This window comes from Rathayibacter sp. AY1C1 (genome assembly GCF_002932105.1).
In the GTDB taxonomy this organism is placed as follows: Bacteria; Actinomycetota; Actinomycetes; order Actinomycetales; family Microbacteriaceae; genus Rathayibacter.
The window spans coordinates 47,187-56,500 of the sequence record NZ_PSWH01000007.1 but is presented as its reverse complement, the minus strand read 5'-3'; the positions used below and the strand labels follow the sequence as shown (position 1 = coordinate 56,500).

Below are 9,314 nucleotides of genomic sequence, written 5' to 3'. Positions count from 1 at the left end.
CGGAGGAACGCGGAGCCCAGGGTCGGATCGGCGAGCGCGCCCGCCCGATCGGGGCGGGCGGGGGGCTCAGGAGGGCCAGACGGCCAGGGGCGGCGCCGTCTCGACCCGGCGCTCGTCGCCGACCACGCGGATCCGGCTGCTCACGCGGTCGTGCCCGGCGGCAGCGGCGACCGCGGTCATGACGAGCCGGGCGTGGTCGCGCGCGAGATGCCCGAAGGCGCTCCGCAGATCGACGGGACGGCCGGTGGCGAGCGACACGGCGATGCGGGCGACCGCCTCCTCCGAGAGGTCGAGGAGGCACGCCTGCTCGGCGAGGACGGCGAAGTCGATCCGCGGCGCGGCCTCCGTGGCGGCACCGGCCGCCCACGGGTGCTCGGGGCGGAGGCATCCGGCGCGGACGAGGAGCTGCTCCGCGGCCTCGAGGCCGGGCCCGGCGAGGACGGGGATCATGCCGCGGTCCGCTCGGCGCGGCGCCCGGAGGCGCGGACCCCGACGGACACGACGGCCGACAGCAGGCAGGCGACGCCGGCGATCAGCGGCGCGAGCCAGCCGAGGACGCTCATCTCGTCGACGTCCGTGCCGAAGTACTGCCAGTGCGCGATGGCGTAGACGAAGAGGGAGAAGAAGCAGAGCGCGACGCCCGTGAGCGCCGACACCAGGTCCGCCGGACGGACGAGGGGCTCGTGCTCCGCCGAGGCGGCCTGCTCGATAGCGGGCTCGGAGAGGGCGGCGGGCGGGACCTGCGGGAGGGTCGCGGTGGCGGGGTGCTGCGTCATGTCTCCGAGGCAACCAGCCGCGCAGTGTCACGGTCGTCACTCGCTGGCATGACGTCCCGAGCCGAGCGGATGGTGGCGCGGTCGGCCGGTCAGGGAGCGACGGGGACGTCCGCTCGGGCCGGTCGGCGTCCGAGCGACGACTGGAACCGCAGCAGGTACCCGTCGGGATCGGCCACCACCAGCTGACGGACGCCCGCCTCCTCCGCTCCGACCCGGTACCAGCGGGTCTCGAGCGGCGAGAACAGCGGCGTCCCGGCCTCGGCGAGCGCCGCTGCCGTCCGGTCGGCGTCGTCGACGTGCAGCTGCAGGTTCATCCCCCGGCCGAACGGGCGCTCCAGCGGTGCCGCGATCCAGTTGCGGCCCCGCCCCGCCTCTTCGAGCATCACGTGCGCGGAGCCGAGGACCAGGTACGCGAAGCCCTCCTCGGGCCGGGCGTAGTGGATCCGGAACCCGCAGGGACCGCACCAGAATCCCAGGCTCCGGTCGAGGTCGGCGACGAGCAGCTCGGGGACGAGATCGGGATCGGCCATCCGCGCGGTCTACGCCTCGGCGCCCTCGGGGCGCTTCGTGCGGCCCGGGAGCAGGAGCAGGCCCGAGACGCCCACGACGATCAGCAGGATGGCCGCGACCGTGACGAAGGAGGCCAGCGCCAGCACGGGCATGATGATCGTCAGGACGCCCGCGATGACCGAGGCGATCCCTGCCGCGATCGGCAGCCACGCGGGGCCGGCGACGGTGCGGCCGCTGGTGATGCTCGAGACGCCGTCGAGGATCCAGCCCGCGCCGATCACGAGGCCCAGGACGCTCAGCGACTCGAACGGGTTCGACAGGCACAGGATGCCCGCGACCAGGATCAGGGCGCCGAGCAGGCCCGCGAGCCAGCGCACCCGGGCATCGAGCCGCGAGGCGGTGAAGGCCAGCAGCAGGCGGAAGACGCCCGCGGCGATCAGGTGGATGCCGAAGACGATGGCGACGGTCAGCAGCGTCGGACCGGGGATCAGGACGGCGATGACGCCGAGCACGATCGCGATCAGCGAGACGGCGATGATCCACCAGCGCTCGACGGAGGTGCGGGACATCGTGGGCGCGGCGGTCTCGGACATGGCGTTCCTTCGCGTCGGGGAGTGCGGACCCCTCGAACGTTAGGGCACCGGGGCGGGGTGGCGCGGGGCCTTGCGCCCGCCCGCCCGAGGACGCAGGTCAGTGGCGCGATCCGGTGCGCGCCGCGGCACGGTGCCGCCGCACGCGGCGCACAACGAGCGCGAGCAGCAGCACGCCGAACGCGCTGTAGATGATCGCGTCGAGCACGCCCGCGTACTGGTCGACGAGCTCGTACTGCGTGCCGAGGGCCGCGCCGAGGCCGATCAGCAGGCCGTTCCAGACGCCGGAGCCGAGGATCGTCAGTCCCGAGAACAGCAGCAGGTTCATCCGCTCGGCCCCCGCGGGGAGCGAGATGAGGCTGCGCACGCCCGGGATGAGGCGACCGAAGAGGACCGCCCAGGTGCCGTGCCGGCGGAACCAGCCGACCGCCTTCTCGAAGTCCTCGCGGTCGACCAGCGGGAGCTTGGAGAGCAGGCGGATCGAGCGCTCCGTGCCGATGCGGTGGCCGAGCGCGTAGAGGATCAGGCCGCCGAGGTAGGCGCCGAGGGTCGCCGTGATCACGACCAGCACCAGGTTCATCCGGCCCTGCTGGGCGAGGAAGCCGGCCAGCGGCAGCACGAGCTCGCTCGGGATCGGCGGGAACACCGTCTCGATCAGCGTCAGCAGGCCGACGCCCGCCTCTCCGAGCGCGGCGATCACCCGCGCGGCGACGCCGACGAGTCCGGAGAGCTCGTCGATGCTGTCGGAGGAGGAGGCGGTCGCCACGGAGGCGGGGGCGAGGGCGAGGGTCGCGATCGTCATGACTGAGAAGCTACTCAGTCCGCGGAGCGCGCACCTGGGAATCCGGCGGCCCGCTCAGGGGCGGCCGGTGAGCACGACGGTGTCCGATCCCTGCAGCCGCACCTCGACCGAGGCGATCTCGGACAGCGGGAGCCCGGTGGCGAGGCTGGGCTCCATCGTCGTCCCCGGCGCGCTCGTCCACGATCCGACGGCCTCGGTGCCGCCCGAGGTGTCCGTGACGTAGAGGACGTAGCCGGCCGAGCCCGCGTACTGCTCGGCCGTGTCGGCCCAGCTGCAGTCCATGTCGATCCGCGTGCCCCACTGCTGCGGCACGAACCGCACGGAGGCCTCGACGGGGACGCCCGGAGCCGCGGCGAGCGAGACGGTCGAGCCGACGGTCTCGACGGGGGCGAGGGTCGGGCCGATCGCGAGAGGCAGGGCGACGGCGGCGGCGGCCGAGACGCCCGCGGCGGCGAGCACCAGGCCCGCGATGCGCAGCCGCGTCCGGCGGCGGACGGAGTCGGTGGCCGCGGCGAGGCGGGTCAGCAGTGCCGCCGGAGCCGGATCGCCGGCCGCCTCCGGCTCCTCGACCAGGCGCATCGCCTCGTCCTGGGGCAGGTGGGCCAGCAGGCCCGGCAGCGGGACGAACTCGGCGAGGGACTCGCGGCAGCCGGGGCAGGCGCGCAGGTGCAGCTCATACTCGCGGCGGTCGGCAGCGGTCAGGGATCCGAGGAGGTACGCGGCGTCCCAGTCGCGGAAGGGGTCGTCGTGCCGGTCGTCGGAGGAGGGGTCGCGGCTCACAGCTCCGTCACCCCCCGCTCCTGCAGTGCGAGCTTGAGGGCCCGCATCCCGTAGTGCATCCGCGACTTGACGGTGCCCGGGGCGATCCCCAGCAGCGCGGCGATCTCGGTGACCGTGCGGCCGCCGTAGTAGGCGTGCACGATGACCGCGCGGTGGTCGTGGCTCAGTCCGCTGAGCGCGTCCGAGAGCAGCCAGGCGTCGAGCACCTGGTCGGTGCGGTCGGCGGTCGGGCGCTCGGGGACCTCGTCCGTGCCCAGCTCCCGGGCGTAGCGGGCGCTGCGGCGGTCGTCGATGACGAGGTTCCGGGCCACGGTGTAGAGCCAGGAGCGGGCGGCGGCCTCGCCCTGGGCGAGGATCTCGGGGTGCTTCCAGGCGCGCAGCAGCGCCTCCTGCACGACGTCCTCCGCCATCTGGCGGTCGCCGGTCAGGCGCAGCACGAACCGCCAGAGCGCGCTGGCGTGCTCGTCGTGCAGCGCACGCAGCATCTGGGCCTGATCCTCGGACATCTCCACCTCTTCCTGCACCAACGTAACGGGGGCCCGAACGGTTCAGCCGGTTCGCGCGAGCGGCCACACTCTGGTACTCCGGAGTCGATGACCTTCCCCGATGCCGACGACGCCGCCCGCGTGCGCTCCTTCCTCCGCGACAACCGCTCGCGGATGCTCGACGACGTCCGGCACCTCGTGATGATCGAGAGCCCCAGCGACTCCCTCGAGGCGCTCGGCGAGCTGCACGCCTTCCTGGTGCACTGGGTGGGAGAGCGGCTCGGGCACGACGCCGACGTGCAGCACCGGCGTGCGCAGGACGCGCCGACCGCGACCAGCTGGACCGTCCCGGCGAGCGGTGGCGCAAGACCGCACCGGGGCACGCGTCCGTTCGTGGCGCTGCTCGGCCACTACGACACGGTGTGGCCCCTGGGCACGACCCGCTCCTGGCCCTTCGCCGTCGACGGCGACCGCCTGAGCGGCCCGGGCAGCTACGACATGAAGGCCGGGCTGGTGCAGATGGTGTGGCTGGTGGCCGCGCTCCGCCACGCCGGCGTCCCGCATCCGGCCGTCCGCCTGGTGATGAGCGGGGACGAGGAGATCGGCAGCGCCGCCTCCCGCCCGTTCCTGGAGCGGCAGTGCGCGGGCGCCGACGCGGTCCTGGTGTTCGAGGGCGCGATCGGCGACGCGGTCAAGACGGCGCGCAAGGGCATCGGGCGCTTCGTGATCGACGTGGTCGGGGTCGAGGCGCACGCCGGGGTCGAGCCGGAGAAGGGGGCGAGCGCGATCCACGAGCTCGGCTCGCTGATCCCGCGGGTGCTGGCGATCGCGCGGGAGGAGGAGGGCACCTCGGTCAACATCGGAGTGGTCTCCGGCGGCTCGCGGGTCAACGTGACGACGGCCCGCGTGCGCCTGGAGCTGGAGGCGCGGATCCGCGGATCCGCCGAGGCCGCCCGCGTCGAGGCCGAGCTCGACGCGCTCGCCGCCGCCGACCCGCGCATCCGGCTGGAGGTGCGCGGCTCCTGGGAGCGGCCCGTCTTCGAGCGGACCGCCTCCGTCGCCGCGCTCTACCGCAGGGCCGAGCGGGTCGCGAAGCGGATCGACGTCCCCCTCCGCGAGATCGCGGTCGGCGGGGCGAGCGACGGCAACCTCGTCGCCGCGCTGGGCCTGCCGGTCCTCGACGGGCTCGGCGCCCCGGGCGAGGGGGCGCACGCGCGCAGCGAGGCGATCGGCATCGAGGGCATGCTGGAGCGGACGGCGCTCGCCGCGCTGCTGGTCGCCAGCTTCGGCGACGAGCACTGACCGGCTGCAGAGGAAGGACGAGCTGATGACCCTGTACGAATCGCGCCCCGTGGGCGTCGTGATCGAGGCTCCGGCCGCGGAGGTGTACGCCTTCGTCTCCGACCCGGCGAACCTCCCGCGGTGGGCCGCGGGCCTCGCCTCCTCCGCGCTCGAGCAGGTCGACGGACGCTGGTTCGCCGACTCGCCGATGGGCCGGGTCGAGGTGCGCTTCGCCCCGCAGAACCCGTTCGGCGTCGCGGACCACGAGGTCACGCTCCCCGACGGGACGGTGGTGGACAATCCGCTCCGGGTGCTCGTGAACGGGGACGGCGCCGAAGTGGCCTTCACCGTGCGGCGGCGCCCCGGGATGAGCCTCGACGACTGGGACGAGGACTGCGCGCGGGTCGCGGACGACCTCGAATCGCTCCGGCTGCTGTTCGAGCGCGGGGCGCTGTAGGTTCGTCACAGCTCCGGCGCAGGGCCGGCAACCGTGAGAACGAGGACGCGATGACCTCCCCCGATCGTCCGAGCACCCGCCCCGCCGGCGGCATCGAGCTCAACGGCCTCGACACGATCCAGGAGTCGGAGCGGCACGGCCGCCCTCGCGACCTGTTCTGGCCGTGGTTCGCCGCGAACGTGTCCGTGCTCGGGCTGAGCTACGGCTCCTTCCTCCTCGGCTTCGGCCTCTCCTTCGGGCAGGCGACGCTCGTCAGCGTGATCGGGATCGTCGTCTCGTTCCTCTTCTGCGGTCTGGTCGCCGTCGCCGGCAAGCGCGGCTCCGCCCCGACGATGGTGCTCAGCCGGGCGGCCTTCGGGGTCGACGGCAACCGCCTCGTCTCGGTGATCTCCTGGCTGCTCACGGTGGGCTGGGAGACGGTGCTGGCCTCCCTCGCGGTGCTCGCGACGGCGACGGTGTTCGAGGAGTTCGGCTGGGACGGCGGCGTGCTCACCAAGGTGGTCGCGCTGATCGTGGTCGCCGCGCTCATCGTGATCGCCGGGATCGCGGGCTTCCGCCTGATCATGCGGCTCCAGCTCGCGATCACCGTCGCGACCGCCGTGCTGACCGTGGTCTACGTCGTGCTCGTCCTCGACCGGATCGACCTCGCCGCCGTCGGCGCCCTGCCCGCGGGCTCGGCCTCCGCGGTCATCGGCGGGCTCGTGTTCATGATGACCGGCTTCGGGCTGGGCTGGGTGAACGCCGCGGCCGACTACTCCCGCTACCTCCCCCGCGGTGCCCGCACGAGCGGAGTGATCGCGTGGACGACGATCGGCGGAGCGGTCGCGCCCGTCGTGCTGGTGGTCGTCGGCCTGCTGCTGGCCGGCTCCTCGCAGGAGCTCTCGGACGCGATCGCCGCGGACCCGATCGGAGCGCTCGCCGGGATCCTGCCGACCTGGTTCCTGCTCCCCTTCATCGTCGTCGCGCTGCTCGGCCTGATAGGCGGGGCCGTGATGGACATCTACTCCTCGGGCCTGGCGCTGCTCAGCACGGGGCTCAAGGTCTCGCGGCCGGTGGCCGCCGGGATCGACGGCGTGCTGATGGTCCTCGGAGCGGTCTACGTCGTGTTCGTCGCGGGCGACTTCCTCGGCCCGTTCCAGGGCTTCCTGATCACCCTCGGCGTGCCGATCGCGGCCTGGCTCGGCGTCTTCCTCGCGGACCTCCTCCTCCGTCGGCGCGACTACGACCAGGAGGCTCTGTACGACTCCCGCGGCCGCTACGGCAGCGTCTCGGCGGTCCCCGTGGCCCTCGTGCTGATCGGCGCGGTCGTCGGCTGGGGCCTGGTGGTCAACTACTCCCCCGGGTTCGAGTGGGAGGGCTACCTCCTCGGCCCGCTCGGCGGCCGCGACGGCGACTGGGCCGGCGCCAACCTCGGCGTCCTCGTGGCGCTCGTGATCGGCTTCGCAGGGACGCTCGCGCTCTCGCGCGGGGCCGTCCGCCGCCAGGAGGTCTCGGCGTGAGCCTGCTCGTCGCGATCGACCTGCAGCACGTCTTCGCCGACGCCGAGTCGCCGTGGGGATCCGGCGGATTCGAGCGCGCGGCCGAGGGGACCCGCCGGCTCCTCCCGGCGTTCGGCGAGCGGGTCGTGACCACCCGCTTCGTCGCCCCGGAGCGGCCCGCCGGCGCGTGGATCCCCTACTACCGCGAATGGCCGTTCGCGCTCGTCCCCGAGAGCGACCGGCTCTACGAGCTCGTGGCCGGGTTCGAGGGCCACCGCACGATCACCGCCACGACCTTCGGCAAGTGGGGGCCCGAGCTCGAGGCCGAGCTCGACGACTCCCGCGAGCTCGTGCTCACCGGCGTCTCGACCGACTGCTGCGTGCTCTCGACGGCGCTGGCGGCCGCGGACGCCGGAGTGCGGGTCAGGGTCGCCGCGGACGCCTGCGCGGGCGCCTCCGAGGCCGACCACCAGCGCGCGCTCGACGCCATGTCCCTGTACGCGCCGCTGATCGAGATCACGACCGTGGACGCGGTGCTGGCGGACCTGCGCGCCCGGGGCTGAGACCGCGGTCGGGACGCGAGCCGCTTGCGCCAGTCGGCCCCGCGCGTCGCGGGGCGACCCCGTCACCCGGCATGATGTCGGCATGTCCTCCACCGACGAGCGCGTCAGCCCGGCTTCCCGCACCCTGGTCATCGGCGAGGCGCTGATCGACATCGTCGAGCGCGACGGCAGCGCCACGGAGCACGTCGGCGGCTCCCCGGCCAACGTCGCCCTCACGCTCGCCCGACTCGGGCGACCCGCGACCCTCGTCACCGACATCGCCGACGACGAGCGCGGCCGCCGCATCAGCGCCCACCTCGAGGCCTCCGGCGTGGAGGTCCGGCACGGCGACTCGGAGCGCACCAGCACCGCTCGGGCGGTCCTCGCCGCGGACGGGTCGGCCCGCTACGTCTTCGACCTCTCCTGGAACCCGCCGGCGGCGGACCCGGAGGGCGCCTCCCACGTCCACACCGGTTCCATCGCGATCTTCCTCGAGCCGGGCGGATCCGCCGTGCTCGAGCTCCTCGAGGCTCTGCCCGCCGGAGTGACGGCGAGCGTCGACGCGAACATCCGCCCGGCTCTGGTCGGCGCGCACGCCGAGGCGCTCGCGCGCTTCGAGCGGATCGCCGCCGCGTGCGAGGTCGTGAAGCTCAGCGACGAGGACGCGGAGTGGCTCTACCCGACGATGCAGCTCGACGAGGTCCTCAGCCGGCTGCTCTCCCTCGGGTCGCAGCTCGCGGTCGTCACACGCGGCGCGGAGGGACTTCTGCTGGCCTCGGCCGTCACGCGGGTGACCGTGCCCGCCGCCCGGATCGTGGTGGCGGACACGATCGGCGCCGGCGACTCCGCGATGGGCGCGATCCTCGACGAGGCGTTCCGCCAGGGCCTCGGCGCCGCGAACGGGATGCTCCTCGACGGCCCCGCCCTTCACGCGATCGGCCGTCACGCCGCGCACGTCGCCGGCATCACGACCTCCCGCTCCGGCGCGAACCCGCCCACCCGCGACGAGCTCTGAGGGCCGGGGGCGGGCCTTCTGCAGGACGCCCCTGGTGCTCGCGTCGGGACGCGGAGATACTGGGCGCACCTCGACGGAAAGGCGTGCCGTGCCCACTTCACTGAGCCCCTACATCGGCTTCGACGGCTCCGCGCAGGAGGCGATGGAGTTCTACCGGGACGTCCTCGGCGGCGAGCTCAGCTCCAGCCGCTTCGGCGACTTCGGGATGAGCGCGGATCCGGCCGACCAGGACCGGATCATGCACGCCCAGCTCGTCACGCCGAGCGGGATGATCCTGATGGGCTCCGACTCCCCCTCCTCGAGCCCGGCCGAGAGCGGCGCCCGCATCACGATCGCGCTCTTCGGCGACGACGACGCCGAGCTGAGCGGCTACTGGGACGGCCTGGCCGAGGGCGGCACGGTCGTCGAGCCGCTGGTCGCCTCGCCCTGGGGCGACCGCTTCGGGATGCTGGTCGACCGCTACGGCGTCGGCTGGATGGTGAACATCGCCGCTCCGCCGGCCTGACGCTCCTCCCCAGCACGGGATCGGGGTACGCCTCCCCCGGGTGCGTCCACCCGTCCCGCCGGACGCCGCGGCGGGCGCAGAATGGAGGGGCCG

Annotated in this window: 13 protein-coding genes; 6 read left to right on the top strand and 7 right to left on the bottom strand. The window is 73.9% G+C overall.

Going from position 1 to position 9,314, the window contains the following annotated elements:
• Positions 1–66 precede the first annotated feature (66 nt).
• The 7 genes from C5C71_RS05220 to C5C71_RS05190 all read right to left on the bottom strand — a co-directional run bounded on the left by C5C71_RS05220 (position 67) and on the right by C5C71_RS05190 (position 3,964).
• Positions 67–450 carry a hypothetical protein gene (locus tag C5C71_RS05220; RefSeq protein ID WP_104295922.1) on the bottom strand — a complete coding sequence of 128 codons (384 nt, stop codon included), beginning with the start codon at positions 448–450 and terminating at the stop codon, positions 67–69.
• On the bottom strand, positions 447–776 hold the full coding sequence (locus C5C71_RS05215; RefSeq protein ID WP_104337256.1) for a hypothetical protein: 330 nt from the start codon (positions 774–776) through the stop codon (positions 447–449). Before C5C71_RS05215 ends, C5C71_RS05220 begins: the two co-directional genes overlap by 4 nt.
• Before the next feature lie 89 nt (positions 777–865).
• Positions 866–1,306 (bottom strand): VOC family protein, encoded by a 441-nt coding sequence (locus tag C5C71_RS05210; RefSeq protein WP_104232861.1) that lies wholly within the window; start codon positions 1,304–1,306, stop codon positions 866–868.
• A gap of 9 nt (positions 1,307–1,315) precedes the next feature.
• A complete protein-coding gene (locus C5C71_RS05205; protein WP_104232862.1) occupies positions 1,316–1,879 on the bottom strand; it encodes an HdeD family acid-resistance protein in 564 nt (187 codons plus the stop codon).
• Between the two features lie 97 nt (positions 1,880–1,976).
• Positions 1,977–2,678, bottom strand: coding sequence for a DedA family protein (locus C5C71_RS05200; protein WP_104225072.1), 702 nt, complete (start codon positions 2,676–2,678; stop codon positions 1,977–1,979).
• A 54-nt stretch (positions 2,679–2,732) separates the two neighbouring features.
• Complete coding sequence (locus tag C5C71_RS05195) at positions 2,733–3,458, bottom strand: anti-sigma factor (RefSeq protein ID WP_104273099.1); 726 nt, start codon at positions 3,456–3,458, stop codon at positions 2,733–2,735.
• Positions 3,455–3,964, bottom strand: coding sequence for a sigma-70 family RNA polymerase sigma factor (locus C5C71_RS05190; RefSeq protein WP_104225070.1), 510 nt, complete (start codon positions 3,962–3,964; stop codon positions 3,455–3,457). Before C5C71_RS05190 ends, C5C71_RS05195 begins: the two co-directional genes overlap by 4 nt.
• A gap of 87 nt (positions 3,965–4,051) precedes the next feature.
• Here C5C71_RS05190 and C5C71_RS05185 point away from each other — a divergent pair, with 87 nt between their 5' ends.
• The 6 genes from C5C71_RS05185 to C5C71_RS05160 all read left to right on the top strand — a co-directional run bounded on the left by C5C71_RS05185 (position 4,052) and on the right by C5C71_RS05160 (position 9,221).
• On the top strand, positions 4,052–5,245 hold the full coding sequence (locus C5C71_RS05185; RefSeq protein ID WP_104225069.1) for a M20/M25/M40 family metallo-hydrolase: 1,194 nt from the start codon (positions 4,052–4,054) through the stop codon (positions 5,243–5,245).
• 25 nt (positions 5,246–5,270) lie between these two features.
• Positions 5,271–5,681: an SRPBCC family protein gene (locus C5C71_RS05180; protein ID WP_104249452.1), complete on the top strand. Its 411-nt coding sequence runs from the start codon at positions 5,271–5,273 to the stop codon at positions 5,679–5,681.
• Between the two features lie 50 nt (positions 5,682–5,731).
• On the top strand, positions 5,732–7,180 hold the full coding sequence (locus C5C71_RS05175; protein ID WP_104337255.1) for a cytosine permease: 1,449 nt from the start codon (positions 5,732–5,734) through the stop codon (positions 7,178–7,180).
• Positions 7,177–7,722 (top strand): cysteine hydrolase family protein, encoded by a 546-nt coding sequence (locus C5C71_RS05170; protein WP_104232866.1) that lies wholly within the window; start codon positions 7,177–7,179, stop codon positions 7,720–7,722. Before C5C71_RS05175 ends, C5C71_RS05170 begins: the two co-directional genes overlap by 4 nt.
• Before the next feature lie 82 nt (positions 7,723–7,804).
• Entirely contained in the window at positions 7,805–8,716 is a 912-nt protein-coding gene (locus tag C5C71_RS05165; protein WP_104232867.1) for a carbohydrate kinase, read from the top strand.
• A gap of 88 nt (positions 8,717–8,804) precedes the next feature.
• Entirely contained in the window at positions 8,805–9,221 is a 417-nt protein-coding gene (locus C5C71_RS05160) for a VOC family protein (protein ID WP_104246718.1), read from the top strand.
• The last annotated feature ends 93 nt before the right edge of the window (positions 9,222–9,314 follow it).

What these genes read in the sequence shown, in the direction of transcription:
- C5C71_RS05220 (WP_104295922.1), bottom strand. Translation starts at nt 450, where the DNA reads ATGATCCCCGTCCTCGCCGGGCCCGGCCTCGAGGCCGCGGAGCAGCTC.
- C5C71_RS05215 (WP_104337256.1), bottom strand. Translation starts at nt 776, where the DNA reads ATGACGCAGCACCCCGCCACCGCGACCCTCCCGCAGGTCCCGCCCGCC.
- C5C71_RS05210 (WP_104232861.1), bottom strand. Translation starts at nt 1,306, where the DNA reads ATGGCCGATCCCGATCTCGTCCCCGAGCTGCTCGTCGCCGACCTCGAC.
- C5C71_RS05205 (WP_104232862.1), bottom strand. Translation starts at nt 1,879, where the DNA reads ATGTCCGAGACCGCCGCGCCCACGATGTCCCGCACCTCCGTCGAGCGC.
- C5C71_RS05200 (WP_104225072.1), bottom strand. Translation starts at nt 2,678, where the DNA reads ATGACGATCGCGACCCTCGCCCTCGCCCCCGCCTCCGTGGCGACCGCC.
- C5C71_RS05190 (WP_104225070.1), bottom strand. Translation starts at nt 3,964, where the DNA reads ATGTCCGAGGATCAGGCCCAGATGCTGCGTGCGCTGCACGACGAGCAC.
- C5C71_RS05185 (WP_104225069.1), top strand. Translation starts at nt 4,052, where the DNA reads ATGACCTTCCCCGATGCCGACGACGCCGCCCGCGTGCGCTCCTTCCTC.
- C5C71_RS05180 (WP_104249452.1), top strand. Translation starts at nt 5,271, where the DNA reads ATGACCCTGTACGAATCGCGCCCCGTGGGCGTCGTGATCGAGGCTCCG.
- C5C71_RS05175 (WP_104337255.1), top strand. Translation starts at nt 5,732, where the DNA reads ATGACCTCCCCCGATCGTCCGAGCACCCGCCCCGCCGGCGGCATCGAG.
- C5C71_RS05165 (WP_104232867.1), top strand. Translation starts at nt 7,805, where the DNA reads ATGTCCTCCACCGACGAGCGCGTCAGCCCGGCTTCCCGCACCCTGGTC.